At 63.5% G+C, this 25877-nt stretch carries 25 protein-coding genes; 10 read left to right on the top strand and 15 right to left on the bottom strand.

Annotated features, from left to right (window positions below):
* Positions 1 to 32: 32 nt before the first annotated feature.
* The 3 genes from rpsP to trmD all read left to right on the top strand — a co-directional run bounded on the left by rpsP (position 33) and on the right by trmD (position 1715).
* Entirely contained in the window at positions 33 to 284 is a 252-nt protein-coding gene (rpsP, locus tag C513_RS0108035) for a 30S ribosomal protein S16 (RefSeq protein ID WP_026320683.1), read from the top strand.
* A 73-nt stretch (positions 285 to 357) separates the two neighbouring features.
* Positions 358 to 933: a ribosome maturation factor RimM gene (rimM, locus tag C513_RS0108040; RefSeq protein WP_026320684.1), complete on the top strand. Its 576-nt coding sequence runs from the start codon at positions 358 to 360 to the stop codon at positions 931 to 933.
* A 20-nt stretch (positions 934 to 953) separates the two neighbouring features.
* Complete coding sequence (gene trmD, locus C513_RS0108045; RefSeq protein WP_018715536.1) at positions 954 to 1715, top strand: tRNA (guanosine(37)-N1)-methyltransferase TrmD; 762 nt, start codon at positions 954 to 956, stop codon at positions 1713 to 1715.
* A gap of 3 nt (positions 1716 to 1718) precedes the next feature.
* Here trmD and C513_RS0108050 read toward each other — a convergent pair whose 3' ends face one another.
* The 3 genes from C513_RS0108050 to C513_RS0108060 are packed head-to-tail and all read right to left on the bottom strand — an operon-like array spanning position 1719 to position 3873.
* Positions 1719 to 2540 (bottom strand): BPSS1780 family membrane protein, encoded by an 822-nt coding sequence (locus C513_RS0108050; RefSeq protein WP_018715537.1) that lies wholly within the window; start codon positions 2538 to 2540, stop codon positions 1719 to 1721.
* Between the two features lie 10 nt (positions 2541 to 2550).
* Entirely contained in the window at positions 2551 to 3522 is a 972-nt protein-coding gene (locus C513_RS0108055) for a homoserine kinase (RefSeq protein ID WP_018715538.1), read from the bottom strand.
* 6 nt (positions 3523 to 3528) lie between these two features.
* Positions 3529 to 3873, bottom strand: a complete 345-nt coding sequence (locus C513_RS0108060) for a hypothetical protein (protein ID WP_018715539.1) — start codon at positions 3871 to 3873, stop codon at positions 3529 to 3531.
* Between the two features lie 133 nt (positions 3874 to 4006).
* Between C513_RS0108060 and polA the strand changes: the two genes are divergently transcribed.
* Positions 4007 to 6817: a DNA polymerase I gene (polA, locus tag C513_RS0108065; protein ID WP_018715540.1), complete on the top strand. Its 2811-nt coding sequence runs from the start codon at positions 4007 to 4009 to the stop codon at positions 6815 to 6817.
* A 27-nt stretch (positions 6818 to 6844) separates the two neighbouring features.
* Positions 6845 to 7753, top strand: a complete 909-nt coding sequence (locus C513_RS0108070; RefSeq protein WP_018715541.1) for a dienelactone hydrolase family protein — start codon at positions 6845 to 6847, stop codon at positions 7751 to 7753.
* Positions 7754 to 7817: 64 nt separating this feature from the next.
* Here C513_RS0108070 and C513_RS0108075 read toward each other — a convergent pair whose 3' ends face one another.
* From C513_RS0108075 to C513_RS0108085, 3 genes are all read right to left on the bottom strand, one after another.
* Positions 7818 to 8681: a sulfurtransferase gene (locus C513_RS0108075; protein WP_018715542.1), complete on the bottom strand. Its 864-nt coding sequence runs from the start codon at positions 8679 to 8681 to the stop codon at positions 7818 to 7820.
* Positions 8682 to 8761: 80 nt separating this feature from the next.
* Positions 8762 to 9646, bottom strand: coding sequence for a DMT family transporter (locus tag C513_RS0108080; RefSeq protein ID WP_026320686.1), 885 nt, complete (start codon positions 9644 to 9646; stop codon positions 8762 to 8764).
* Positions 9647 to 9735: 89 nt separating this feature from the next.
* Positions 9736 to 10869, bottom strand: coding sequence for an aromatic ring-hydroxylating oxygenase subunit alpha (locus tag C513_RS0108085; protein WP_018715544.1), 1134 nt, complete (start codon positions 10867 to 10869; stop codon positions 9736 to 9738).
* Positions 10870 to 11184: 315 nt separating this feature from the next.
* On the opposite strand from C513_RS0108085, the gene xseB reads away from it, so the two are divergent.
* From xseB to C513_RS0108105, 4 genes are all read left to right on the top strand, one after another.
* Positions 11185 to 11427 carry an exodeoxyribonuclease VII small subunit gene (gene xseB / locus C513_RS0108090; protein ID WP_018715545.1) on the top strand — a complete coding sequence of 81 codons (243 nt, stop codon included), beginning with the start codon at positions 11185 to 11187 and terminating at the stop codon, positions 11425 to 11427.
* Complete coding sequence (locus tag C513_RS0108095; protein WP_018715546.1) at positions 11427 to 12323, top strand: polyprenyl synthetase family protein; 897 nt, start codon at positions 11427 to 11429, stop codon at positions 12321 to 12323. The genes xseB and C513_RS0108095 overlap by 1 nt, the downstream gene beginning before the upstream one ends.
* A gap of 124 nt (positions 12324 to 12447) precedes the next feature.
* A complete protein-coding gene (gene dxs, locus C513_RS0108100; RefSeq protein WP_018715547.1) occupies positions 12448 to 14301 on the top strand; it encodes a 1-deoxy-D-xylulose-5-phosphate synthase in 1854 nt (617 codons plus the stop codon).
* 144 nt (positions 14302 to 14445) lie between these two features.
* Positions 14446 to 15606: a TRAP transporter substrate-binding protein gene (locus C513_RS0108105; protein ID WP_018715548.1), complete on the top strand. Its 1161-nt coding sequence runs from the start codon at positions 14446 to 14448 to the stop codon at positions 15604 to 15606.
* A gap of 121 nt (positions 15607 to 15727) precedes the next feature.
* Here C513_RS0108105 and C513_RS0108110 read toward each other — a convergent pair whose 3' ends face one another.
* The 7 genes from C513_RS0108110 to mltG form a co-directional block, all read right to left on the bottom strand.
* Complete coding sequence (locus C513_RS0108110) at positions 15728 to 17638, bottom strand: TRAP transporter large permease (RefSeq protein ID WP_018715549.1); 1911 nt, start codon at positions 17636 to 17638, stop codon at positions 15728 to 15730.
* A 17-nt stretch (positions 17639 to 17655) separates the two neighbouring features.
* Complete coding sequence (locus C513_RS0108115; RefSeq protein ID WP_018715550.1) at positions 17656 to 18270, bottom strand: TRAP transporter small permease subunit; 615 nt, start codon at positions 18268 to 18270, stop codon at positions 17656 to 17658.
* Between the two features lie 268 nt (positions 18271 to 18538).
* Complete coding sequence (locus C513_RS13005; protein ID WP_018715551.1) at positions 18539 to 19342, bottom strand: ankyrin repeat domain-containing protein; 804 nt, start codon at positions 19340 to 19342, stop codon at positions 18539 to 18541.
* Between the two features lie 76 nt (positions 19343 to 19418).
* Positions 19419 to 20249, bottom strand: a complete 831-nt coding sequence (locus tag C513_RS0108125) for a TatD family hydrolase (protein WP_018715552.1) — start codon at positions 20247 to 20249, stop codon at positions 19419 to 19421.
* Positions 20250 to 20252: 3 nt separating this feature from the next.
* Positions 20253 to 21353, bottom strand: a complete 1101-nt coding sequence (gene holB / locus C513_RS0108130; protein WP_018715553.1) for a DNA polymerase III subunit delta' — start codon at positions 21351 to 21353, stop codon at positions 20253 to 20255.
* A complete protein-coding gene (tmk, locus tag C513_RS0108135; protein WP_018715554.1) occupies positions 21350 to 21991 on the bottom strand; it encodes a dTMP kinase in 642 nt (213 codons plus the stop codon). Before tmk ends, holB begins: the two co-directional genes overlap by 4 nt.
* Positions 21991 to 22980 (bottom strand): endolytic transglycosylase MltG, encoded by a 990-nt coding sequence (mltG, locus tag C513_RS0108140; RefSeq protein ID WP_018715555.1) that lies wholly within the window; start codon positions 22978 to 22980, stop codon positions 21991 to 21993. Before mltG ends, tmk begins: the two co-directional genes overlap by 1 nt.
* A gap of 74 nt (positions 22981 to 23054) precedes the next feature.
* Between mltG and ygfZ the strand changes: the two genes are divergently transcribed.
* Entirely contained in the window at positions 23055 to 24101 is a 1047-nt protein-coding gene (gene ygfZ, locus C513_RS0108145) for a CAF17-like 4Fe-4S cluster assembly/insertion protein YgfZ (protein WP_018715556.1), read from the top strand.
* A gap of 48 nt (positions 24102 to 24149) precedes the next feature.
* Here the strand turns inward: ygfZ and C513_RS0108150 are convergent, their stop codons facing one another.
* Both C513_RS0108150 and C513_RS0108155 read right to left on the bottom strand, forming a co-directional pair.
* Positions 24150 to 25511: a HipA N-terminal domain-containing protein gene (locus C513_RS0108150; RefSeq protein WP_018715557.1), complete on the bottom strand. Its 1362-nt coding sequence runs from the start codon at positions 25509 to 25511 to the stop codon at positions 24150 to 24152.
* Positions 25508 to 25753: a helix-turn-helix transcriptional regulator gene (locus tag C513_RS0108155; protein ID WP_018715558.1), complete on the bottom strand. Its 246-nt coding sequence runs from the start codon at positions 25751 to 25753 to the stop codon at positions 25508 to 25510. Before C513_RS0108155 ends, C513_RS0108150 begins: the two co-directional genes overlap by 4 nt.
* Positions 25754 to 25877 lie beyond the last annotated feature (124 nt).

The raw sequence follows: 25877 nt of genomic DNA on the forward strand, positions 1-25877 counted from the left end.
TGAAAGAACTTTTACCACCCAAGGATATCACCATGGTCGTTATTCGACTCTCTCGCGGCGGCAGCAAGGGCCGTCCGTTCTTCAACGTTGTTGTGGCTGACAAGCGCGTGCGTCGCGATGGCCGTTTCATTGAGCGCATCGGTTTCTACAACCCCAGCGCCAAGGAAGCTGCCGAAGGCCTGCGCATCGCCCAGGACCGTCTGGCCTACTGGAAGAGCGTGGGTGCACAGGTGTCTCCCACCGTGCAACGCCTGGAAAAGCAGCTGGCCAAGACTGCTGCCTGATCCATCCGTCACTTGACGAGCAAAGCCCAGTGCGATCCACTGGGCTTTGTTTTTCCCGATTGCCGAAAAAGCCATGAGCATTGACCTGACAAGCCTGCTGGATACCGCATCACTGCCCGAAGACGCGGTTGAAGTCGCCCGTATCGGCGAAGCCTGGGGCATCAAGGGCTGGTTCCGCGTGATTCCCTACAACACGCTGACCGAAGCCCTGTTTGCCTGCAAACAGTGGTATCTGTTGCCGGCCGAACGCGGAGCGCGCCATTTCAGCGGCACGCTGACCATGCCGGTAGCGCAGGTGCGCGAACATGGCGATGGCCTGGTGGCGCACAGCCGCAGCATTGCCGACCGCAATGCCTCCGAACTGCTCAAGGGCGCGCGCATCTGCGTACCGCGCTCGGCCTTCCCGCCGCCGGAAGAGGGCGAGTTCTACTGGGTGGATCTGATCGGCTGTGCCGTCAGCAACCGCGAAGGCGTAGCCTTGGGCGCGGTGCGCGATCTGCTGGCCACCGGCCCGCAGACCACGCTGGTCCTCGAAGCCCAGGAAGATGACAAGACGGTCGAACGCCTGATTCCCTTTGTCGCCGCCTTTATCGACGAGGTGGATGTGGCCGGCAAGCGCATCATCGCCGACTGGCAACCCGACTACTGATTTTCCGGCAAAGCCTGTCCATGCGCTTCGACATCATCACCCTGTTCCCGGAACTGATCGAGCCCTGGCTGCACAGCGGCGTGACGCGTCGCGCCTATGACAGCGGCCAGGTGCAGGTGCGCCTGTGGCAGCTGCGCGATTTTGCCGAGGGCAATTACCGCCGCGTCGATGACCGTCCGTTTGGTGGCGGTCCCGGCATGGTGATGCAGGCCGGGCCGCTGGCACGCTGCCTGCAGGCGATCCGCACCGATCGGGCCGAAGCGGTGCAGGAGCAGGCCCCGGTGGTGCTGTTCAGCCCGATTGGCGAACGGCTCGACCATGCCGGTGTCAGCCGCTGGGCCGAAAGCCGTGGTGCGATCCTGCTGTGTGGTCGCTACGAGGGCATGGACCAGCGCTTTGTCGATCGCCATGTGGACCGGCAGATCAGCCTGGGGGATTTTGTCGTTTCCGGTGGCGAGATTGCCGCCGTGACCCTGCTCGATGCCGTGGCGCGCCTGCAGCCCGGCGTGCTGCAGGACGAGGCCAGCCATATCCAGGACAGTTTCAATCCGGCGCTGGATGGCCTGCTCGATTGCCCGCACTACACGCGTCCGGAAATCTGGGAAGGCGAGGCCGTGCCCGAGGTGCTGCTGGGCGGCAACCACGCCGCGATTGCACGCTGGCGGCGTGAACAAAGCCTGCGCCTGACGCGCCAGCACCGGCCGGAACTGCTGGAGCAGGCCCGTGCACAGGGTCTGCTGGACGCGAAGGACGAGGCCTGGCTGGCCGCGCAGCGGGGCTGAGGCTCAGAACGCCGGCGGCGTTTGCTGACGCGCCTGGTGGTCGAGCGCCGTGGCCTCGACAAAGCAGTCCACATAGCTGAAGTACTGCGAGGCAAAAAACATGCAGGTGACGATGATCATCAGGAATTGCATGACCACGGCGGCCACCATGGAACCAAACAGCGTGGCCAGCAGCAGCGATGCGCCAAAAATCACCGCCACGGCAACCCCGACCCAGCCCAGCAGGAACAGCACATAGGCCGGGAAGTTGCGGATGCAGGCCACCAGACTGAAGAACATCGCCTTGATGGCCGGCACCTGGTGCCAGTGCAGCAGCGCCGAGGCATGCCAGAACAGCATGGCAATCAGCACATTGCTGACCGCCGCCACCAGCGTGGCCAGCTGAAAGCTGCCATCACCGGCAATCTGGCGGATTTCTTCCGGCGAGGTGCTCACGCCCAGCAGATACAGCTTGATGAACTGGCCGCCATCGATCAGCTGCGTCAGCGCCATGCTGGCGCCGAACAGCATGGCGTAGATGCCACCCAGCAGCAGCATGCCGTGCAGCTGCTCCTTGCCGGCCCGGAACGCCGTCAGCAGCACTGTCGGCATCGGAAAATCCCCGTGCGCGACGGTACGCGTGGCGCTCATGAAGCCCAGCGTCACCGCCGGCAGCAAGGCCAGCGCCAGCACCAGTCCGATCCACGGGATCATCGCCAGAATGCTCATGGCGAGCAGGAAGATCATGAACAGGCCGAGCAGGGCGACCGGCCGTTTGCCAAAGGTGCGGATGCCCTGCTGCATCCAGGCAAAGCCACGGCTGGCAGGAACGAGCTGCAACTGCATGCGCCGTGACTCAGGCCAGCACCGGCGCGTCGGCCAGCGTCAGCGGATGGGCAATGCGTTCACGCAGCACGCGCTCGAAGTGGGTCGGATCGTGCGGCACCAGCATGCTGGCCTCGCGCGGCAGGTGGAAATCCCACAGGCGCGAGATCCAGAAGCGCAGCGCGGCAGCGCGCAGCATGGCCGGCAGCAGCTCGCGCTCGGCGGCCTGCAGCGGACGCACCGTCTGGTAGGCATCGAGCAGGGCACGTGTCTTGTCCAGCTCAAGGGCGCCGCTGGCATGGTCGATACACCAGTCGTTCAGGCAGACCGCCAGGTCGAACAGCCAGCTGTCGTTGCCGGCAAAGTAGAAATCGAAGAAACCGGTCAGGGTCTCGCCGTCGAACATGGCGTTGTCGCGGAACAGATCGGCGTGGATCGGGCCGCGTGGCAAGGCCTGGAAGGCGCTGCCGGCAGCGACGTGGTTCTGGTAGGCCAGTTCGGCGCGCAGCAGGGTGCTCTGCTGTTCGTCCAGGTGCGGATAGACCAGTGGAGCGGTCTCGTTCCACCAGGGCAGACCACGCAGATTGGGCTGTTCGCGACCGAAATCCTGGGCTACCAGATGCATGCGCGCCAGCGTGCTGCCGACGGCCGTGCAGTGCACCGGCTGCGGTTGCAGCTGGCTGCTGCCACGCAGCTTCTCGACCACGGCAACCGGCTTGCCGCACAGGGTGAACAGGATGTCGCCATCGGCATCGCTGGCCGGCAGCGGCACCGGAATGCCGCGCTGTGCCAGATGCTGCATCAGGTACAGATAGTAGGGCAGCTGCTCATGCGTCAGGCGCTCGAACAGGGTCAGCACATACTCGCCCTGATCGGTGGTGGCGAAATAATTGGTGTTTTCAATACCGCCCTGGATGCCACGCAGCTGCGTGAGCGTGCCCAGGTCGAGGCGCTGGAACAGCGGCTGTGCTGTCTCCAGCGAGACTTCCGTATAGACTGCCATGGATGCTCAGAATTTCAGCAGGTTCCAGACGCGTTGGCCGCTGCTGGTGCTGGGGGTGGGAGTAGTGGGCTTGATTTCGTAGGCGGCACCAGCGCGGCTGGGGGTCACGATCAGGCTGCGGGTTTCGCCACCCACGCGCAGTTCGTCGACCGAGCCGCCGGCATCGCTGTGGTGGATGCGCTCGATGCGCTGGTCACCGGCCTGCAGCGGCTCGGCCTGGCCCGTGGGGGTGGCGATGACCGGAGCTGCCGCATCGTGGCCGGCAGCGGCATGCTGGCCGGTCTGGGCACAGCCCGCCAATGCCAGCGTCAGGGAAGCCGCCAGGGCGGAAAGCGTCAGGGAGTGTTTCATGCTGGAAGTGGCTGAAAGAGGCGCACGGCATGGGCTCATGGCTGGCGCAATGTTCCGATTTTAAACGATTACCGTCGTGCGACAGGGCGCAGGGAGATGTCCCGGCAGCACGCTTTGCAGGCACAATGCCCACATGCAAGAATCCCCCGCCACCCCCGTCATTTCCGAACCCGCCACACCGGACAACACCCTGTTGCTGGTGGATGGCTCCAGCTATATCTACCGCGCCTTCCATGCCGGCGGAAACTGGAGTGTGCCGCTGCCGGACGGCAGCCAGCAGCCGACCGGCGCACTGCGCATCATGGTCAACATGATGCAGTCGCTGACGAAGGAGTATCCGGCTGCCTACGCGGTCTGCGTATTCGATGCCAAGGGCACAACTTTCCGCAACGATATCTATCCCGAGTACAAGGCCCAGCGCGCGCCCATGCCGGACGATTTGCGCAGCCAGATCGAGCCGATTCACGAGGTGGTGCGATTGCTGGGCTGGCAGGTGCTGGCGATTAAGGGGGTCGAGGCCGACGACGTGATCGGCACGCTGGCACACATGGCGTCGGAGCGCGGCATGCGCGTGGTGATTTCCAGCGGCGACAAGGACCTGAGCCAGCTGGTCAACGCGCAGGTCAGCATCATCGATACCATGAGTGGCAAGGTGCGTGACGTGGCCGGCGTGACGACAGAATTTGGCGTGCCGCCCGCCCTGATGGTCGATTACCAGACGCTGGTCGGCGACCCGGTCGACAACGTGCCCGGTGTGGACAAGGTCGGCCCGAAGACGGCTGCGAAGTGGCTGAACGCCTATGGCTCGCTGGATGCGCTGATGCAGCGTGCCGACGAGATCAAGGGCGTGGCCGGCGAGAACCTGCGCAAGGCGGCCGACTGGCTGCCGACCGGCCGCAAGCTGGTCACCATCGTCACCGATTGCGATCTGTCGCCGCATGTCAGTGGCTTGCCGGACATGCAGGCGCTGACCCTGCAATCGCCCGATGTTGCCGCGCTGCGCGATTTCTACACGCGCTACCAGTTCCGTTCGCTGCTGAAGGCGCTGCCGGATGAGCGCCAGGCTGTGGCAGCCGGCAACGGGGCTACCGACGACCTGTTTGCCTCGCCAGCCACGGCCGAAGCCGGCCCGGCAGCGACTGAAACCGATTACCGCATGATCACCACAGAGCAGCAGCTGCAGGAGCTGCTGCAGCGTCTGCAACAAGCCGAGCTGGTCGCCCTCGATACCGAAACCACCTCGCTGAACGCGCTGCAGGCGACACTGGTCGGCATGAGCTTTTCGATCCGGGCGGGTGAGGGCGTGTATATCCCGATCGCGCACGATGGCATGGATGCGCCACCGCAGCTGCCACTTCAGCTGGTACTGGAAACGCTGCGCCCGTGGCTGGAAAATGCCGGCCGCGCCAAGCTGGGCCAGCACATCAAGTACGACCGCCATGTGTTTGCCAACCACGGCGTGCAGGTGCACGGCTATGTCCACGACACCATGCTGCAGAGCTATGTGCTGGAAGCCCACCGTCCGCACGGTCTGGAAAGCCTGGCGTTGCGCCACCTGAGCCGCGACGGTACCAGTTACGAGGAGTTGTGTGGCAAGGGGGCGAGCCAGATTCCGTTCAGCCAGGTGCCAGTCGACAAGGCGACCCACTATGCCTGTGAGGACACCGACTTCACCCTGCAGGTGCACCAGCTGCTGTGGCCGCAACTGGAGCAGGACGAGCAGCTGCGCGCGATTTACGAGCTCGAAATCGCCACCAGCGAGGTGCTGTTCCGCATGGAGCGCGAAGGCGTACTGGTGGATGCGCAGCAGCTGGCGCGACAGGGTAACGAGCTCGGCATGCGTCTGCTGGAGCTGGAGAAACAGGCCCATGCTGTCGCCGAACAGAGCTTCAACCTGGGATCGCCCAAGCAGATTGGCGAGATCTTCTTTGGCAAGTTGGGTCTGCCGGTGATCAAGAAAACCTCGACCGGCGCACCCAGCACGGACGAGGAAGTGCTGGAAAAACTGGCCGAGGACTTTCCGTTGCCGCGCATCATTCTCGAATACCGCGGCCTGTCCAAGCTCAAGAATACCTATACCGACAAGCTGGCCGGCCTGGCCGATCCGGTGACGGGCCGCGTGCATACCAATTACGCGCAGGCCGTGGCCGTGACCGGCCGCCTGTCCAGCAACGATCCCAACCTGCAGAACATCCCGGTGCGCACACCGGAAGGCCGCAAGATCCGCGAAGCCTTTGTGGCACCGCCCGGCAGCCTGATTGCCAGTGCCGATTACAGCCAGATCGAGCTGCGCATCATGGCGCATATCAGCCAGGACCCGGCCCTGATCCATGCCTTCGAGACCGGCGCCGATGTGCACCGCGCCACCGCCGCCGAGGTATTTGGCGTGGCCCCGGATCAGGTCAGCAGCGAGCAGCGCCGCTATGCCAAGGTGATCAACTTTGGCCTGATCTACGGCATGAGCAGCTTTGGCCTGGCCAAGTCGCTCGGCATCGACAACACGGCAGCACGCAACTATATCCAGCGCTATTTTGAGCGCTACCCCGGTGTGCAGGCCTACATGGAGCGCACGCGCGAACTGGCGCGTGACCAGGGCTATGTGGAAACCGTGTTCGGCCGCCGCCTGTACCTGCCCGATATCCGCAGCGGCAATGGCCAGCGCCGTGCCGGTGCCGAGCGCGCGGCCATCAACGCACCCATGCAGGGTACCGCCGCCGACCTGATCAAGAAAAGCATGGTCGAGGTACAGCGCGTGCTCGATACCGGCGGCCATGCCACCCGCATGATCATGCAGGTACACGACGAACTGGTGTTCGAGGTGCCCGAAGCCGAAGCCGACTGGGTACGGCAGGAGATTCCGCGCATCATGGCTGGTGTGGCGCAGCTGCGTGTGCCCTTGCTGGCCGAAATCGGTCTGGGACCCAACTGGGAACAGGCCCACTGATTCTTTCACTCGTACCGGAGACAAGCCATGCCGAACCGTGACCAGATCCAGGATGCCAGGGCGTTGCTGCCCGAAGGCCCGTCAGGCACCAGCCGCCGTACCGTGTTGCAGGCGGCCATCGCCAGCGGCCTGTTCGCGGCGGCAGTGCAGCCGGTCAGCGCACAGACCATGATCGTGACCTCCTCCGATGGCCTGAAGGCGGGCGATGTCCGCATCGATGTGAACGGTTTTGCCATGCCGGCCTACCGCGCTGCGCCCCAAGGCAGGCAAAACCTGCCGGTGGTGCTGGTGCTATCGGAAATTTTTGGCGTGCATGCGCATATCGCCGATGTGGCACGTCGGCTGGCGCACCAGGGCTATCTGGCGATTGCGCCGCAGCTGTTCGTGCGGCAGGGCGATGCCGCCAGCTACACCGATATCCCGACGCTGATGCGCGAGGTGATCGCGAAAGTGCCGGATGCGCAGGTGCTGGCCGATCTGGACGCCACGGTGCGCTGGGCCGGCCAGCATGGTGGCGATACCAGCCGTCTCGGCGTGACCGGTTTCTGCTGGGGCGGTCGCATGACCTGGCTCTATGCCGCGCACAACCCGCAGGTCAAGGCTGGCGTGGCCTGGTATGGCCGGCTGGTGGGTGACAAGACAGCGCTCACGCCGCAGCAGCCGGTCGATCTGGCCGCGCAGCTCAAGGCTCCGGTGCTCGGCCTCTATGGCGAGGCCGATACCGGCATCCCGATGGAGACCGTGGAACGCATGTCCGACGCGCTGAAAGCCGCGGGCGAGCAGGGTAATGCGGCGGCACGCAAGAGCCTGATCGGCGTCTACAAGGATGCGCCGCATGCCTTCCATGCCGATTACCGCGCCAGTTACCGCGAGCAGGATGCCCGGCACGGCTGGAAAGCGATGCTGGACTGGTTCCGCCAGAACGGTGTGCGCTGACCCAAGGGTTGCCGCTGGCTGATCCACGCCGGTGCTGCGTGGATGCCAGCCGGAGCTGGAGAACTCAGCCGCGCTCCACCGGCAGTGCCGGCTCGGTCGTGCACCATTCGCTCCAGCTGCCGGCATAAAGGGCAGGGCGGGGCAGTCCGGCCAGCTCCATCGCCACGATGTTGGGCACGGCACTGACACCGCTGCCACAGTGAATGGTCACGCCAGCCGGATCACGGCCCTGCAGCAGCTGTGCAAACTCCTGGCGCAGCTGGGCGGCCGGCTTGAAGCGGCCCTCGGCATCCATGTTCAGCGGGAACGGGCGATTCAGTGCGCCGGGAATATGGCCAGCCACCGGATCGATGGGTTCCTCGGCTCCGCTGTAACGTGCCGGGCCACGGGAATCGATCAGGGTGTGTTGCGGCTGTTCCAGCCCGGCGACCACGCTGGCGGTATCGGCCAGACGCACGCGCGATGCACCGATAACAAAGGGCGCATTGCTGGAGGATGAGGTGACGGTGCCGCTTTCCAGCGGCAGGCCAGCCGCCTTCCAGGCCGCCAGACCGCCATCGAGTATCGCCACGGCCTCATGGCCCAGCCAGTTCAGCATCCACCACAGACGACCGCAGTAGTTGTTGCCGTTGCGGTCATAGACCACGGCCTGCATGTCGTTGCGGAAACCGATGGCCTGCAGCGCAGCCGCAAAATCCTCGCGCAAGGGCAGCGGATGGCGGCCGCCACTGGCACGGCGCTGCGCATCCTGGCTGCTGAGCAAGCGGTCCAGATCGGCATGCACGGCGCCCGGAATATGCGCCTCGGCAAACATCGCTGCGCCCAGGGCAGGATCGGACAGGTCAAAGCTGCAGTCAAACACCATCAGGGGCTTGCCGGAGGTCTGCAGGAGCTGAAGTTGTTCGACGCTGATCAGGTGGGTATACATGGCTTGTCCAGAAAATGGGAGCAGAATTACCGATTCTAGAGATTATTCCCTCCCGGACATGGCAGCGTCGGGCACAGGGCCTACTCGACAGCCGCCAGCGCCGCCTTGCGCACCTGATGCCCGCGCACCGCTGTCGCCGCCACGCCGCTCAGAATGATGATGGTCATGCCCAGCCAGGCCAGTGGCTGCGGCATCTCATCAAACAGCCACAGGCCAAACAGGGTGCCATACACGATATTCAGATACTGCAGCGTCGCGGCCAGCATGGTGGCTCCGCGCGAGTAGGCGCGCGTCAGGCACCACTGCCCGAGCGAGGCAAACACGCCGCTGCCGAGCAGCCAGATGGCGTTTTCACGCGTGACCGGGTGAAATTCCCCTGTGGCCAGTACCCCCAGCAGGCCCAGCAACACGGTGCCCACCGAAAAATAGAACACCACGCGCGACTCCGGCTCGCCCGCCTTGCCCAGCGCACCCACCTGCATGTAGGCCAGTGCTGCCATCATGCCTGCCCCCAAGCCGATCATGCCGGCCAGTGGCGGCAGGCTGTCAAAACGCGGATTCAGCAGCATCAGCACGCCGGCGAAGCCGGTCAGCACAATCACGAACAGCCAGGGATGGGTAATGCGGCGCAGCCGCCACCAGTTGCCGGCCAGCACGATGGTGCCCACCCAGACACTGCTCATGCTGTTGAGCGACATGGCGGTGGACATGGGCAGATGGGCAATCGTGTAGAACCACAGCGACATCGACAGCACGCCCACGATGCTGCGGCGCACATGCAGTACCGGCACCGGCGTGGCCAGGGAGACACCCTGCAACCGCATCAGCAGCCCGAACAGCACGATGCCGACCAGGCCGCGGTAGACCAGAATCTCCATGATGCCGTGGGCTTCCGAGGCGAGGCGGATGCACAGCGCCATCAGGGTGAAAAACAGGGCACCCAGGGCCATCCAGAGGGCTTGCATAAATCAGTAGGGGAGTGAATCGGACAAAAAAAGAGATGGCGTCATGAAAAACGCCATCTCATATTGTAGGAAATCAGGCCGGATCGTGCTTAACGCAGGGCATCCACGGCCAGTTCCTCGGGGTGGCCCACCTTGCGACGGTACCACGCGTGAAAATGCTGCATGCCATCTTCCATCGGGCTCTGGTAGGGGCCGACCTCGTTGTCGCCACGCTCCAGCAGCGCCTTGCGGCCGGCATCCATGCGCTCGGCAATCTCGTCATCCTCGATGCAGGTTTCCATGTAGGCGGCCTTTTGCGCCTCGATGAATTCCGGCTCGAAAGCGGCAATCTCCTCGGGATAGAAGAACTCCACCAGATTGAGTGTCTTGTCCACGGCGAGCGGATGCAGGGTGGACACGGTCAGCACATTGGGATACCACTCGACCATGATGTGCGGGTAGTAGGTCAGCCAGATCGCACCCTGTTCGGGCAGTTCGCCATTGCGATACTGCATCAGCACCTCGTGCCACTTCTGGTAGACCGGGCTGCCGGGCTTCTGCAGCTGGTTGGCGATGCCGACCGTCTGCACCGAGTACTCGGGCTTGAATTCCCAGGCCAGATCGTCGCAGGTGACAAAGTTGCCCAGGCCGGGATGGAACGGACCCACGTGGTAGTCTTCCAGATAGACCTCGATAAAGGTCTTCCAGTTGTAGTTGCAGATGTGCGATTCGACATGGCTCAGTACAAAGCCGTCGAAGTTGAGCGCAGACGCCGGGCCCATATCGGCCAGATCGGCGTGAATGTCACGGCCGTTGTCCTCGAACAGCAGGCCGTTCCAGCTCTGCAGCTGGTACTTGTTCAGATTGAGGCAGGGATCCTCGGGAAAATGCGGTGCGCCCAGCAGGGTGCCTTCACTGCTGTAGGTCCAGCGGTGCAGCGGGCAGACGATGTTGTTGCCCTGCGGCAGCGTGCCGCGGCCTTTCAGCATCACGGCCTGGCGATGCCGGCAGACGTTGGAAATCAGCTGGATGCCGTTGGGCGTGTGCACCAGTGCACGGCCCTCGTTTTCCTGGGGCAGGGCGTAGTAATCGCCCACATGGGGCACGGCAGCAGCATGCCCCACGTAGCGCGGGCCTTTCGCAAAAATGGTTTCCAGCTCACGCTGGAACAGGGCCTCGCTGAAATAGCTGCTGACGGGGAATTGGCTTGTGGCCTGCTGTAATTGAAGACTCAAATCAGACATTGTGTCCTGACCTAAAGACTCCCCCTATGAAGGGGCAGGGTGCGCGTAGCGCGGAAAAGGTGAAGCATGAGAGGTACATGCGAAGGAAGCACATGCCACCATGCCTCCACCGGCGAACAGCGATTCTACCCGCAGCCCCCGATTTGCGGGTGATTTTCGTGGTTTTTATGTAGCAATTCGCGTCAATTCGGGCATTTCATGTAGATAAAAATCCAGATTGTCATATGGCTTGCATATTTCTGTCGGATTTGGCTGGCAATTCTTGCCTCCGTAGGGCACCGGTACAATGGTCCTCATCACATTGGCAGGAAACGCATGAGCACGCACACCGATTCTCCCGATCAACTCCCCGAAACCTACGAGGCTGCCCTGGCAGAACTCGAAGCCCTGGTGCAGGCGCTGGAAACCGGTCAGACCCCGCTGGAACAGTTGCTGACCAGCTACCAGCGTGGCGCGGCGCTGCTGGCGTTCTGCCGTGGCAAGCTGCAGGCGGTGGAAGACCAGATTCGCGTGCTCGATGCCGGCAATGGCCAGTTGCGTCCCTGGGAGGATGCGTGATGACAGAGCACCGCGACTTTGACGCCTGGACCTCCGCCCGTCTCCAGCAAGTGGAACAGGCGCTGCAGGGCTGGGTCGGCGAGGCTGCTCCGGCAGGCCTGCGCGAGGCCATGCGCTATGCCGTCCTGGACGGGGGCAAGCGCCTGCGCCCCTTGCTGGTGCTGGCCGCCAGCGAAGCCGTGCAGGGCCAGCCCGAAGCCGCCCTGCGTGCTGCCTGCGCCATCGAGCTGATCCATGCCTATTCGCTGGTGCACGATGACATGCCCTGCATGGACAATGACGTGCTGCGCCGTGGCAAGCCGACCGTGCACGTGCAATTTGGTGAAGCGGCTGCGCTGCTGGCCGGCGATGCGCTGCAGACCCAGGCCTTCGAGTTGCTGACGCCGCCGGATACCGCCCTGGTCCCGGCAGCCATGCAGGCCGACCTGTGCCGTATCCTGGCACGGGCATCGGGCGGGCAGGGCATGGCCGGCGGACAGGCGATTGATCTGGCCAGCGTCGGCCTGCAGTTGTCGCAGGACGAGTTGCAGCACATGCATGCGCTCAAGACCGGTGCGTTGCTACAGGCCAGCGTGATGCTGGGCGTGGCCACCGGCCAGGGCAGTGCCGATGCCGTGGCCCAGCTGCAGCAGTATGCCGCGGCCATCGGCCTGGCGTTCCAGGTGGTAGACGACATCCTCGATGTGACGGCCGATTCCCAGACCCTGGGCAAGACTGCCGGCAAGGATGCCGCCAACGACAAGCCGACCTATGTCTCGCTGATGGGCCTGGAGGCATCACGCCAATATGCACAACAGCTGCAGCAGCAGGCGCAGGCGGCACTGCAGGCCAGCGGCCTTGCCAATACGGACAAATTGCACGCGATTGCCGACTGGGTGATCGATCGTGCTTACTGATGCACGGTCGTCAGAAGCTACAATGAACTTTTGGTCGCGACAGAAGTCGGGCGTCAGCCTGTCCTCTCGTGACCTGACAGTCTGATCTGTCTGCCTTCCATCATGCTTTCAGGATTCATCCGCGATGTCCGATCTGCTAGCCAGCATTCAATCTCCCCATGACCTGCGCAAGTTGCCGCGCGAGCAGCTCAAGCCCCTGGCCAAAGAGTTGCGGGAGTTTCTGCTGGACAGCGTTTCCCGTACCGGTGGTCACCTGAGTTCCAACCTGGGCACGGTCGAGCTGACGGTGGCCCTGCATTACGTGTTCAACACGCCCGAAGACCGCATCGTCTGGGACGTGGGCCACCAGACCTATCCGCACAAGATCCTGACCGGCCGCCGCGACCGCATGCCGACGCTGCGCCAGCTCGACGGCCTGAGCGGCTTCCCGCGCCGCGATGAAAGCGAATACGACACTTTTGGCACGGCCCATTCCTCCACCAGCATTTCTGCCGCGCTGGGCATGGCTGCTGCCGCGCGCCAGAAGGGCGAGCAGCGCCACAGCATCGCCGTGATTGGCGACGGTGCCATGACGGCCGGCATGGCCTTCGAGGCGCTGAACAATGCCGGCGTGGAAGACAATATCCGCCTGCTGGTGATCCTGAACGACAACGACATGAGCATCAGCCCGCCGGTGGGTGCGCTGAATCGCTATCTGGCACAGCTGATGAGCGGCCAGTTTTACGCGGCAGCCAAGCAGGTCGGCAAGAGCGTGCTCAAGAATGCGCCGCCGCTGTTGAACCTGGCACGCCGTATCGAGCAAGGGGCCAAGGGCATCGTGGTGCCGGGCACGCTGTTCGAGAAGTTCGGCTTCAACTACGTTGGTCCGATTGACGGCCATGACCTGGATTCGCTGATTCCGACGCTGGAAAACCTGCGCCAGCTGGAAGGCCCGCAGTTCCTGCACGTGGTCACGCGCAAGGGGCAAGGCTACAGCCTGGCCGAGGCCGATCCGATCGCCTACCACGGCCCGGGCAAGTTCGATCCGGCTGTCGGCCTGCAAAAGCCGGCCACGCCGCCCAAGCCCACCTTTACCCAGATCTTCGGTACCTGGCTGTGCGACATGGCCGAGCAGGACCCGCGCCTGGTCGGCATCACGCCGGCGATGCGCGAGGGCTCCGGCATGGTCGAGTTCCACAAGCGTTTCCCGGAGCGCTACTACGATGTCGGCATTGCCGAGCAGCATGCCGTGACCTTTGCCGCCGGCATGGCCTGCGAGGGCTTGAAGCCGGTCGTGGCCATTTACTCCACCTTCCTGCAGCGCGCCTATGACCAGCTGATCCACGATGTGGCGCTGCAAAACCTGCCGGTGGTGTTTGCTCTGGACCGCGCCGGTCTGGTCGGTGCCGACGGTGCCACCCATGCCGGCAATTACGACATCGCTTTCACACGCTGCATTCCCAACATGAGTGTGGCCTGCCCGGCAGACGAAGCCGAATGCCGCCAGCTGCTGAGCACCGCCTACGAACAGGATCACCCGGTCACCGTGCGTTATCCGCGTGGCACCGGTGCTGGTGTCACGCCGGCCGCATCACTCGAAGGCCTGCCGTTCGGCAAGGGCGAGATCCGGCGTCAGGGGCAGGGCGGTGTTGCCATGCTGGTGTTCGGCTCGCTGCTGTACCCGGCCCTGCAGGCCGCCGAGCAGCTTGATGCCACCGTGGTCAACATGCGCTGGGCCAAGCCGCTGGACGAGGCACTGCTGCTGCAGGTTGCCGGCAGCCATGCGCAGCTGGTCACCATCGAGGATGGCTGCATCATGGGTGGGGCCGGCAGTGCCGTGCTGGAGGTGCTGGAAGCGCACCAGATCGAGCGTCAGGTGCTGCAACTGGGTCTGCCCGACAGCTTTATCGAGCATGGTGACCCGGCCAGGCTGTACCAGATGCAGGGTCTGGATGCCGATGGCATTGCGGCGTCTATCCGCAAGCGTTTTGCTGCCTGAAGCCGGGCCGGGCTCAAATACATCGCCTGACATATTTACAAATCGCTGCAGGCCGGGTAAAACCGGTCTGTCTGCCTGTTTCCGGGAATCTATAATTTTCCGGTTAAGCCAATCCTTTTTTACAACTACTTCCTGGAGATATACATGGATCGTCGTTCCATCGTCAAGAGCATCGGCATTGCCGGTGCTACCGTTGCAGCTGGTGCACTGGCTGCCTGCGGCAAGAAAGAAGATGCCGCTGCACCTGCTGCCTCGGGCGCAGCGCCGGCTCCGGGCGGTGCTCCGGCGGTACACACCTCGGATTCCGTGCGTTGGCGCCTGGCTTCCAGCTTCCCCAAGTCGCTGGACACCATTTTCGGTAGCGCCGAGCGCTTTGCCCATACCGTGAAGGAACTGTCTGGCGGCAAATTCGAAGTGACCGTGCACGCTGCTGGCGAGCTGATGCCCGCTTTCGGCGTGGTCGATGCGATCCAGAACGACACCGTGGAAATGGCCCAGTCCGCTTCCTACTACTACACCGGCAAGGATCCGATCTTTGCCTTTGGCTGCGCCGTGCCTTTCGGCCTGACCGCACGCCAGATGGACGCCTGGATGGAAGTCGGCAATGGCCGCAAACTGATGGACGAGTTCTACGCCCGTTACAACATCAAGAGCGCCAGCGCCGGCAACACCACCACCCAGATGGGTGGCTGGTATCGCCGCGAGATCAACACCGTTGCCGACCTGAACGGCCTGAAGATGCGCATGGGTGGCGGCCTGTTCGGCGAAGCCATGCAGAAGCTGGGCGTGGTGCCGCAGAACATGCCGGCCGGCGACGTCTACCAGTCGCTGGAAAAGGGCACGCTGGACGCGACCGAATTCGTTGGTCCGCACGATGACGAAAAGCTGGGCTTCAACAAGGTGGCTCCGTACTATTACTACCCGGGCTGGTGGGAAGGCGGTGCCGAGCTGGAGTTCTACATCAACAAGAAGGCCTACGAAGCGCTGTCCGCTACCAACAAGGCCATCGTGGACGCTGCAACCCGCGTGGCGGCCCGTGAAATGACCAACAAGTACGATGCCTTCAACCCGATCGCCCTGAAGAAGCTGGTGGCTGCCGGTACGCAGTTGAAGCCGTTCTCCAAGGAGATTCTGGACGCCGGCTTCAAGGCTTCCATGGAAGTGTTTGCCGAGCACGAGGCGCGTTCTCCGGAGTTCAAGAAGATCCACCAGGACATGCGCGCCTTCCAGCGTGACCAGCTGCTGTGGAACCGCTTCTCGCAGTTCCGCTATGACAGCTACATGGCTACCGTGACCAATCTGTAATTCACGCAGCTTCGGCCAGCTGTTGCTGGCCGCGCACAAGCCACAAAAAACCCGGATCGCGCAAGCGTCCGGGTTTTTTGCTGGATGCCTGCCACACGCGGTGGCAGGCGGGACAGGAGACTTACTGGCCCTTTTTCTCCTGCTCCAGCATGCGCTGCAGATCCTTCATCGGATCGTCGGCCAGGCCGTCGCTGCCGATCGGTGCCGGAGCCAGGCCGCCAGCGGCTGCAGGTGCCGCCGGAGCAGGCTGCACCGCAGCGCCAGCCGAGGCCGGTGCTGCAGGAGTCTCGTCCGCGAACGGATTGCCCAGATCGTGGTTCAGCGTACTGCCAACCGAGGGCATGCCCGGTGCTGCCGGTTGCTGCAGATCGCCTTCCAGACTCTCGTTCTGCAGGCTCTGGAACATCTGTTCGGTGACCTTGTCCATGTCGACCTCGACCTGCTTGTCCAGGCTGCCAGTCACCAGCTGCGGGAAGGCAATCAGCAGACCGACCATGCAGATCTGGATGATCAGGAAGGGAATCGCGCCCTTGTAGATCTGCATGGTGGTGATGGGCTCGATGGTTTTCTTCGTCACGCGGTCGACATAGGCCTTGGCCGGTGCCACCGAGCGCAGGAAGAACAGCGCGAAGCCGAACGGCGGGTGCAGGAAGGAAGTCTGCATGTTGACCGCCAGCAGCACGCCAAACCAGATCAGGTCGATACCGAGCTTTTCTGCCACCGGAGCCAGCAGCGGCACGATGATGAAGGACAGCTCGAAGTAATCCAGGAAGAACGCCAGGAAGAAGATCAGCACGTTCACGAAGATCAGGAAGCCGATCGGACCGCCAGGCAGGTTGGCCAGCAGGCCTTCCACCCACAACGAGCCATCCACGCCCTGGAACACCAGGCTGAACATGGTGGCACCGATCAGGATGAACATCACGAAGGCGGACAGCTTGGTGGTGGATTCCAGCGCCTGGCGCAGTTGTGCAAACGGCAGGCGACGCTTGACCCAGCCCATGATCAGCGCACCCACGGCACCCATGGCACCGCCTTCGGTTGGCGTGGCTACACCCAGGAAGATCGTGCCCAGTACCAGGAAGATCAGCAGCAGCGGTGGAATCAGCACGAAGGTGACACGCTCGGCCAGACGCGACAGCAGGCTCAGCTTGAACAGGCGGTTCAGGCTGGCAATGACAAAGGCCAGGAAAGTACCGGCACACAGGGCCACCACGACTTTTTCGTCGGTGGCGACAGCCGTGACCTCATGGCCGAACCAGGCATAGACGTCGATGATGTGGCGTGCCAGGAAGATGGCAACCAGGGCGGAGATGACACTCAGCACCACCAGGGACGGGTAGCCGCTGCTGCCATTCGCCTGGCGGTAGGTACGTGCCTCCGGGGGCAGGGCAGGGACCATCTTGGGACGGAACACGGCCAGCAGCAGCACGAACAGGATGTAGAAGCCCATCAGCATGAAGCCGGGAACAAAGGCGCCCTTGTACATGTCGGCCACGCTGCGGCCCAGCTGGTCGGCCATGATGATCAGTACCAGCGATGGCGGGATAATCTGCGCCAGCGTGCCGGAGGCGGCAATCACGCCGGAGGCAACGCGCCGGTCATAGCCGTAACGCAGCATGATGGGCAACGAGATCAGGCCCATGGAAATGACAGAGGCGGCCACCACGCCGGTGGTGGCGGCGAGCAGGGCGCCCACCAGCACCACGGCCAGCGCCAGACCGCCGCGCATGGGGCCGAATACCTGGCCAATGGTGTCCAGCAGGTCCTCGGCCATGCCACTGCGCTCCAGAACCAGACCCATCAGGGTAAAGAACGGAATCGCCAGCATGGTGTCGTTGGTGATGATGCCGAAAATGCGCAGCGGCAACGCCTGCATCAGGGCTTGCGGCAGAATGCCGAGCTCGATGCCGAGAAAACCGAAGAACAGGCCGCAGGCACCGAGGCTGAATGCCACCGGAAAACCCAGCAGCAGGAAGGCGATCAGGCCGCCGAACATGATCGGCGCGAAGTTGGAGAGAATGAAATCCATGGTGTCAGGCTCCGGGATCAGGCTTTCTGGTGGCCGGGAGCCGGCACGTCATTCTGATTGGTACGCAGGGCATCAAGCAGTTCCTGCCCGTCGCCCGGGGTTTCGTCCTGCTTGTCAGCGGGGTCCGGAATGCGGCCCTGGAGGAAGGCAAAACGCTTGATCAGCTCGGACCAGCCCTGCAGCATCAGCAGCGTCACGCCGATCGGAATCGGCAACCAGGCCGGCCAGCGGATCAGGCCACCGGTGTTCTGCGAGGATTCACCGGAGACATACATGTACTGGACCATGGGGATCGCGTAATACAGGATGATCAGGCAGAACGGCGTGAGAAAGAAGAGGAAGCCGAAGATCTCGATCCAGACCTGGGTACGGCGTTTCAGCGTGCCGTAGAGTACGTCGATCTTCACGTGCTCCTGGCGCAATAACGTGTAGCCGGCAGCCAGCAGGAAGGCCCAGGCAAACAGGTACCACTGGACTTCCAGGTAGGCGTTGGAGCTGGTGTGGAAGATCTTGCGCACCACGGCGTTGAGGGCGCTGATCACGGTAGATGCCAGAATCAGCCAGATCACGGCCTTGCCAACAAAGCGGTTCAGCGCATCGATCAGCTGTGACAGCTTGAGAAGAATGGTCATGGGTCACTCCCTGCACCGGCGACGGCAGAGTCAGGTTGTGCGAGACCTTGCCGTTGTTACCCGGAGCTTACAAAAACGGAAGCTGCAATTCTACGTGTTCGAACGGATGTTCGCATACCGGAAATGTAAGACAGGGATGTGCTTGCAGCTTCTTCTTGACTTAATTTTACATAATATACATTGTATTAATTGCCTGGAGAGTGCTGCAGATACGGAAATGGCCGGGATTCCCGGCCATTGTCATCGTGCTTGCTGCGAACTGCAGTTGTCAGCGCGGCAGGTTCTGCCACAGCCCCGGTGCAGCTACTGGCGCCACGGTGGCTGCGGTTCCGGTTGCATCTGCTGCACCATCAGCAGCCGGCACCGGATCCCCGCGCAGCGCTGCCGCCTGTTCCGGAGTCAGCGGTTTCAGCGGTTGGACCTTGCCCGGATCGCGACGCTTGCGCTGCTCCTGCTGGATCAGGTCGATATTGGCCTGTACACCACCGTATTTGGCAAATTCCAGCGCCGTCATGTTCAGGTCATTGCGCTCCCAGACCAAGGCACCGCGCTGGATCAGGTAGCGGATGGTATCGGTGTTGCCGAGCCAGGCTGCCATCATCAGCGGCGTGCTGTTGTTGGGCGAATCGGCGTTGATGTCGGCACCACGCGCCAGCAGCAGCTTGATCATGTCCAGGTTGGAGCGCGATGCGGCGTAATGCAGCGGCGTCCAGCCATAGCGATCGGTTTCCGCACCACGGTTGATGAGGCGGCGCGCCAGATCGTTCTGGTCAGTGTAGATGGCCATCATCAGCGGCGTTTCGTTGTTGGCGTTGGTCGCGTTGATGTCGATGTTGCGGGCTGCCAGCAGCACCGGCAGCACCTTGGCGGATTTTTCCTGGATGGCGTGGATCAGCGGTGTCTTGCCGTTTTCGCCGCGCAGGTTGGGATTGACGCCCTCCTGCAGCACTTCACGGGCGCGGATATCGCTGTCGCGCTTGACCGCCACCATCAGGTCTTCAATGGTTGCTGCGGAGGCGATGCTGGCGAAAGAAATGGCTGTAATGGCAAAGGCCTGGAGAATCTTCTTCATGTTTTACCTGACTCCTCTCGAGAGATTTTGCATGAACTTGTGATGCATCTGATTACAAGTCATTGACTCATGAAAATCATATGGTTGTGATGATATCCTGATGTGCTTTGGCATCTTGATTGGCGAGCGGAAACAAGGCGTCAAAGTTGCGTGTGGTGATCTCTGCCACCGATTCCACGGCCATCTTGCGCACCTCGGCCAGCAGCCTGGCCACATGTGGCACATAGGCTGGCGAGTTGGTCTTGCCACGATACGGCACCGGTGCCAGATACGGGCTGTCGGTTTCGATCAGCATGCGGTCCAGTGGCACATAGCGTGCCACATCACGCAAATCCTCGGCGTTACGGAAGGTGACGATGCCCGAGAACGAGATGTAAAAACCCATGTCGAGTGCAGCGCGCGCCACTTCCATGGTTTCCGTAAAGCAGTGGAATACGCCCCCGGCGGCACCGGAAGAGCCATCTTCGCCCTCTTCCCGCAGGATGCCCAGCGTGTGGTCGGAAGCGCTGCGCGTGTGGATCACCAGCGGCAGCGCCAGCTCGCGTGCGGCACGGATATGGATGCGAAAGCGTTCGCGCTGCCACTCCATCTCGGCCAGCGTGCGGCCATTCAGGCGGTAGTAATCGAGCCCGGTTTCACCGATGCCGACCACGCGCGGCAGGCGGCCGCGCTGCAGCAGATCGTCCAGCGTGGGCTCCTGCACCTCGTCGCTGTCCGGATGGACGCCGACGGTGGCCCAGAAGTTGTCATGCTGCAGTGCCAGTGCATGTACATCGGGAAATTCTTCCAGCGTGGTGCTGATGACCAGGGCGCGTTCGACCCGTGCTTCGGCCATGGCCTGGCGGATGGCGGGAATGTGATCGCGCAGATCGGGGAAATTGAGGTGGCAGTGGGAATCGACAAACATGGATCAACGGTAAGTGGCAGCAGGACGGACTGCAGGGGCTGCCGCCCTGCCCGCTGGCTGGCTGCGTGGCTGTAGCGCCAGTCGGGCCTGCGACAGCAGGTCTTCCAGGAACAGGTCGGCCTTGTAGGGGTGTTCGGCAGAACGGCGGTCACGTGCCAGCTGGCGGCTCCAGCGCGTCAGCTGGTTCCAGCCGGCCAGGCGTTCCGCCGCGGGAAAGTCTTCCGGGACAAAAAAACGTGGCGTGCTACCACTGCGCACCAGCAGGGCATCGTGGCAGATTTTCTGTAGCGCGTCGATCGCCTGCAATGGGGTAAAGCCGGCAAAAGCCGTCACCTGACCATTCCAGGCGGCCTGCGGCAGCTGCTTCCAGTTGACCGCCAATACACCCTGGCTGGCCAGCGCCAGCGCATCATGCGGACGGCCGCCAGCAGCTTGCAGCAGCATGGCGGCATCATGCGCTGGCAGACCCTGTTGCACCAGCCAGGCGGCGGCCTGGTCCTGCTGCGGCCAGGCCATGGTGTGGCTCATGCAGCGGCTGCGGATAGTGGGCAGCAGCTGGTGTACGGCTTCGGTTGCGAGCACGAAGCGCACATCGCCGGGCGGCTCTTCCAGCGTCTTGAGCAAGGCGTTGGCCGTGACATGGTTCATGCGTTCGGCCGGGTAGATCAGCACCGCCTTGCCCCGATTGCGGCTGCTGGTACGCTGCGAAAATTCCACGGCATCACGCATGCTCTCGATACGGATTTCCTTGCTCGGCTTGCGCTTTTTGTCGTCGAGATCCTTCTGCGCCTTTTCGCCCAACGGCCAGTTCAGCTCCTGGAGCTGGGTTTCGGGCATCAGCACGAACAGGTCCGGATGGGTACGCACTTCCACGCCATGACAACTCTCGCAGTGGCCACAGGCGCTGCCATCCGGCTGTGGTTGTTCACACAACCAGGAGCGCACCAGACCCAGCGCCATGGCGTACTGGCCCAGGCCGGATGGCCCCTGCAGCAGCCAGGCATGGCCACGCTGCTGTAGCAAGTCCAGCATCTGCTGCTGCAGCCAGGGCGGCAGGGGGCCATCCTGTGGCGGGGCGACAAAGGCCGGTTTGCGGGTACTCATGCCAGCCAACCTTTCGCACGCACCACCTGCTCGACCTGCTGCCAGACTTCGGCGGGTGTCAGGGCGGCATCGATACGCACAAAGCGCTCGGGTGCTTCGCTGGCGCGGCGCGCATAGCCGGACGCGACGCGCTCGAAAAAGTCCTGCTGTTCGGCTTCGAACTTGTCGGGCTGGCGTGCATCGGCCAGGCGTTGCGCCGCGACTTCGGTAGGCAGGTCGAACCAGAGTGTCAGTGCCGGCTGGAGCTGGCTGTCCTGCTGGTGCAGCACCATGTGCTCCAGCGTTTGCAGCGTGAACCAGTCAAAGCCGCGACCGGCACCCTGGTAGGCAAAGGTGGCATCGGCAAAACGGTCGCACAGCACCACCTCGCCGCGCTCCAGCGCCGGCAGGATCACCTGCTGCACATGGTCGCGTCTTGCGGCAAAAACCAGCAGGGCTTCGGTCAGCGCATCCATGTCCTGGTGCAGCACCAGCTCACGCAGCGATTCGGCCAGTGGCGTGCCGCCGGGCTCACGCGTGCGCAGCACCGCCCTGCCCTGGTCGCGGAAAGCCGCTTCGAGCGTGGCGATATGTGTGGTCTTGCCGGCTCCATCGATACCTTCAAAACTCAGGAACAGGCCGGGAAGTTGCAGCTCCATCAGCGCCCCCGGATATATTTGTTGACGGCGCGGTTATGCGCGTCCAGCGAATCGCTGAATTCGGAACTGCCATCGCCACGCGCCACGAAATACAGCGCCTTGCTGCTGGCCGGATGCGCCGCAGCCGCCAGCGAAGCCTCGCCCGGCATGCTGATCGGCGTGGGGGGCAGGCCGGCCCGGGTATAGGTGTTGTAGGGGGTATCGGTCTGCAGGTGGATCTTGCGCAGATTGCCGTCAAAGCTCTCGCCAATGCCGTAGATCACGGTCGGATCGGTTTGCAGGCGCATGCCGATGCGCAGCCGATTGACGAACACCGAAGCCACCATGGCCCGATCCTGCGGGCGGCCGGTTTCCTTTTCGATGATGCTGGCCATGATCAGCATCTCGTAGGGGTTCTTGTAGGGCAGATCGGCATCGCGGCTGGCCCAGGCTGCTTCCAGCTTGCGGTCCATGGTGCGCATGGCCAGACGCAGCACCGTCATGTCGGAGGCGTTTTTGGCGTACTTGTAGGTATCGGGGAAGAGCAGGCCTTCGAGCGAGCTTTCCTTGCGTTCCAGCGCCTTGAGCAGGGCCTGCTCGTCCAGTTGGGCCGAATCGGAACGCAGGTGATCGCCCTGTGCCAGCGCAGCGCGTGCCTGGCGCAGGTTCCAGCCCTCGCCGATGCGTACCTGGCGCAGCGCAAATTCGCCATTGCTGAGCTTGCGCAACAGCACGCGCGGGGAGTCACCGGTCTTGATTTCGTAGGTGCCGGCCTTGAACTGGGCACCGCGTGCCTGCCCCGCCAGACGCAGCCACCATGACAGCAATTCGGGAGACGTCTGCACGCCGGCAGCTACGGCTTCGCGGGCAATCTGGATCGATCCTTCGCCCGGCGTGACTTCCAGATCAACCATCTCCTGTGACAGGCGCAGTGGTTGCGAGGCCCACCAGGCCACGCCGCCTGCGGCCAGACCCAGCAATAGCAGGATGAAAACTATGATTTTGCGCACACGGTATCCTTGAAGACAGCTCAACAGAGCGGGCATGGTAGCAGCCCGCCACAGAACCACATCATAATTCAGCCATGCAAAGCTCCCCTGTCATCCCCCGTTCCCCCCTGCTGTCCTATGGCCTGCCCGATGGCGTGGCGCTGCTCTCCGGTGCCGACAGCCGCTGGGGCCTGATCGAGGCACGCGGTGCCGAGGCCACCCGTTTCCTGCACAGCCAGTTGACCAACGATCTCGCCTTGCTGCAGCCCGGCGAGGCGCGTCTGGCGGCATTCTGCTCGGCCAAGGGCCGCATGCAGGCCAGCTTCGTTGTCGTACGCACGTTGCACACGGCTGCCGAGGACAGCTACCTGCTGCTGTGCCGCCAGGACCTGCTGGCCAACATCCTCAAGCGCCTGACCATGTTCAAGCTGCGCAGCCAGCTGACGCTGACCGATGTCAGTGCCGACTACGCCATTTACGGCCTGCTGGGCGAAGCCGCGCGCCAGGCCGTGCAAGGTGCCACCCTGCCCCTGTGGGCGCACCAGCAACAGGAACAGCGCCAGCTGGTCTGGCTCTATCCGGCCGTCGATCTGGAATCGCATGTGCCGCGTGCGCTGTGCATCCAGCCCGCCGGTTTGCCGGCACCGGCCGGTGCCAGCGTTGGGGTGCAGGACTGGGAACTGTCTGAAGTACGCAGCGGCGTGGCCACAATCTCGCTGGCTACCTGGGAAGCCTTTGTGCCGCAGATGCTGAATTACGAAAGTGTGGGCGGCGTGAGTTTCAAGAAAGGCTGCTACCCGGGCCAGGAGGTGGTGGCACGCAGCCAGTTCCGTGGCGCCATCAAGCGTCGCGGCTGTATCGCTGCCGGGGTGCTGACTGCTGGAGCTGCGCTGCCCGAAGCCGGGCAGGACATCTTCCTGGTGCCGACGGCCAGTGCGGACGAAGAGATCCGTGCCGGCGAATGCGGCCTGATCGCCCAGGTGGCCTCGTTGCCGCAAGACGGATTCGAACTGATTGCCTCGCTGCAGCTGTCTGCAGCCGAGGCCGCCAGCCAGGGTCTGGCCACGCTGCATGCCGGATCGGAAACCGGCCCGGAACTGCTGCTGCTGCCCTTGCCCTACCCGCTGCTCGAGGATATCTGAGGCCATGCCCCTGCTGAGCGCTGCCTGTGGCAGCGCTCAGCCCGCCATTTACACCTGTTGCAAGGCCCGCGCACGTACCAACAGAAAGGCTGCCACAGCCTGCAGTTCCTGCCGCTGCAGCAACAGGTCGTCCTGCTCATCCTGCTGCCGTTGCAGTTGCTGTTCCAGTGCCTGCGCCAGCTGACGCACGCGCTTGCGTACCTGGTTGGGTGACAGCTGACAATCCAGCGCAAAGCGCTCCCAGGCGAGCGATCCCGGCGGCGTCGCCAACTGATGCCGGCCGATCGACAGGGCCATGCGCTGCGCCCCGGGCTGGCAGCGCAGGTCGTGCAGCGGTGCCAGTGTCACGCCCTCCTCCGCGCTGCGGGGCCGGCGCAGCAGCAGCTGGTGCGGTGCCATATCGGCCATGCCGAAAAGCACGCCGGTGATGATGGCGTCCAGCAATTGCAGCATCAGGCTGGCGTGCGGCCTAACCTGCGCGCGCAGCAGGGCAAACGCCGCCGGCCAGCCCGCCGCCTGGCGTGACTGGATCGCGCCGGGAGCCAGACCCAGTGCCTGGCCCAGGGTCTCGGCCGGCCAGCGCTGGCAGCGTTGTTCATCATCGTAATAGCGGTCCGGGCGCAGTTGCAGCAGCGCCGTCATTTCGCCGGGTGGCATCGCCTGCATCGGCATGACGGGAACCCCCATTGCCTGCAACCGCTGCTGCAGCCAGAGACGCTGGAACAGTTCGGCATCGTGGCCAGGCGCTGCCAGCCAGAGCAGATGGCTGCTGCAGGGCTGTACGTCCTGGCCGTCCTGCTGTTGCCAGAGCGGTACCAGCGTGTGCTCGCCCGGCCAACCGCCGCGCGCAGTCTGGGGCCGTGCCAGCAGCAGGCTGATGCAGGCACTGCGCTCGACCTGACCTGCCGGCAAGGCCGGCAGATCCTGCCTGATGTCGGGATCATCAAAAAAGGACAGCTGCTGTGCCTCGGCCTGCAGCTGCTCCAGCGTCAGTGTGCCGGCCTTCCAGCGACGGCGATTGGGCGGCAGCGCGTGCAGCGTGACGGCTCCCAGCAGATCGGTGCCGAGGGCATCGAGCAGTGCGATATCGTCATCCAGGCCGGTCTGCAGCCGCTGGGCCAGGGCCTCGCGCATGTCGCCGGCTGGCAGCAGGCTGCCAAAAAACGCCAGGCTGGGCCAGTGGCCAAAGGCTTCGGCCTGCAAGGGCAGGTGCAGTGACAGCGGCACGGCATCGGGCCTGGCCAGCCAGTCGCGGTGGTAGCGGAACTGCAGCCAGCCCTGGGACGGCATGGCCAGGTGTGAACGGCCACGGTTGCCGGCTGCGGTACCGCTGCTGCCCAGGGTGCCGACGACCTGGCCCAGCAGGCGCACCTGCAGCCGGGTATGGGCGCGATCGGGGGCGGCGTTCATGGCTGCTCCTGCAGGTCGGCAGCCAGTGGAACGCCAGCCAGCTGCAGTTGTGCGCCCAGCGCCTGCAATACCTGCAGCACTTTTTCCAGGCGCACGGTGCGCTTGCCGGCTTCCAGCTCGACGACAAAACGCAGGCCGACACCGGCTGCCAGTGCCAGTTCGGCCTGGGTCAGACCCTGTTGCTTGCGTGTGCGGTAGACCGCCAGTCCCAGATCCTGGGGGGTATCGACAGGTTGCAGCATGGAGAATATTCCCGCTCGGGCATGTTTCACATGTCTGCGATTCTATGCGAGATGCTCGCCAAGGGTTTACACGCAGCAGCCGTGCCTGCGACAAGGCCTATACTCACGCGATCGAACGATCGTG

This window comes from Allobrachymonas chironomi DSM 19884, assembly GCF_000374625.1.
Taxonomy (GTDB): Bacteria; Pseudomonadota; Gammaproteobacteria; order Burkholderiales; family Burkholderiaceae_C; genus Brachymonas; species Brachymonas chironomi.

Bases quoted from the DNA above. Each gene is read 5' to 3' on its own strand.
- C513_RS0108080 (WP_026320686.1), bottom strand. From the start codon at position 9,646: ATGCAAGCCCTCTGGATGGCCCTGGGTGCCCTGTTTTTCACCCTGATG.
- C513_RS0108115 (WP_018715550.1), bottom strand. From the start codon at position 18,270: ATGACCATTCTTCTCAAGCTGTCACAGCTGATCGATGCGCTGAACCGC.
- polA (WP_018715540.1), top strand. From the start codon at position 4,007: ATGCAAGAATCCCCCGCCACCCCCGTCATTTCCGAACCCGCCACACCG.
- trmD (WP_018715536.1), top strand. From the start codon at position 954: ATGCGCTTCGACATCATCACCCTGTTCCCGGAACTGATCGAGCCCTGG.
- C513_RS0108150 (WP_018715557.1), bottom strand. From the start codon at position 25,511: ATGAACGCCGCCCCCGATCGCGCCCATACCCGGCTGCAGGTGCGCCTG.
- C513_RS0108070 (WP_018715541.1), top strand. From the start codon at position 6,845: ATGCCGAACCGTGACCAGATCCAGGATGCCAGGGCGTTGCTGCCCGAA.
- C513_RS0108075 (WP_018715542.1), bottom strand. From the start codon at position 8,681: ATGTATACCCACCTGATCAGCGTCGAACAACTTCAGCTCCTGCAGACC.
- C513_RS0108060 (WP_018715539.1), bottom strand. From the start codon at position 3,873: ATGAAACACTCCCTGACGCTTTCCGCCCTGGCGGCTTCCCTGACGCTG.
- C513_RS0108110 (WP_018715549.1), bottom strand. From the start codon at position 17,638: ATGGATTTCATTCTCTCCAACTTCGCGCCGATCATGTTCGGCGGCCTG.
- C513_RS0108055 (WP_018715538.1), bottom strand. From the start codon at position 3,522: ATGGCAGTCTATACGGAAGTCTCGCTGGAGACAGCACAGCCGCTGTTC.
- C513_RS13005 (WP_018715551.1), bottom strand. From the start codon at position 19,342: ATGAAGAAGATTCTCCAGGCCTTTGCCATTACAGCCATTTCTTTCGCC.
- xseB (WP_018715545.1), top strand. From the start codon at position 11,185: ATGAGCACGCACACCGATTCTCCCGATCAACTCCCCGAAACCTACGAG.
- C513_RS0108050 (WP_018715537.1), bottom strand. From the start codon at position 2,540: ATGCAGTTGCAGCTCGTTCCTGCCAGCCGTGGCTTTGCCTGGATGCAG.
- tmk (WP_018715554.1), bottom strand. From the start codon at position 21,991: ATGGAGCTGCAACTTCCCGGCCTGTTCCTGAGTTTTGAAGGTATCGAT.
- dxs (WP_018715547.1), top strand. From the start codon at position 12,448: ATGTCCGATCTGCTAGCCAGCATTCAATCTCCCCATGACCTGCGCAAG.
- C513_RS0108105 (WP_018715548.1), top strand. From the start codon at position 14,446: ATGGATCGTCGTTCCATCGTCAAGAGCATCGGCATTGCCGGTGCTACC.
- C513_RS0108085 (WP_018715544.1), bottom strand. From the start codon at position 10,869: ATGTCTGATTTGAGTCTTCAATTACAGCAGGCCACAAGCCAATTCCCC.
- C513_RS0108095 (WP_018715546.1), top strand. From the start codon at position 11,427: ATGACAGAGCACCGCGACTTTGACGCCTGGACCTCCGCCCGTCTCCAG.
- ygfZ (WP_018715556.1), top strand. From the start codon at position 23,055: ATGCAAAGCTCCCCTGTCATCCCCCGTTCCCCCCTGCTGTCCTATGGC.
- C513_RS0108125 (WP_018715552.1), bottom strand. From the start codon at position 20,249: ATGTTTGTCGATTCCCACTGCCACCTCAATTTCCCCGATCTGCGCGAT.
- rimM (WP_026320684.1), top strand. From the start codon at position 358: ATGAGCATTGACCTGACAAGCCTGCTGGATACCGCATCACTGCCCGAA.
- rpsP (WP_026320683.1), top strand. From the start codon at position 33: ATGGTCGTTATTCGACTCTCTCGCGGCGGCAGCAAGGGCCGTCCGTTC.
- C513_RS0108155 (WP_018715558.1), bottom strand. From the start codon at position 25,753: ATGCTGCAACCTGTCGATACCCCCCAGGATCTGGGACTGGCGGTCTAC.
- holB (WP_018715553.1), bottom strand. From the start codon at position 21,353: ATGAGTACCCGCAAACCGGCCTTTGTCGCCCCGCCACAGGATGGCCCC.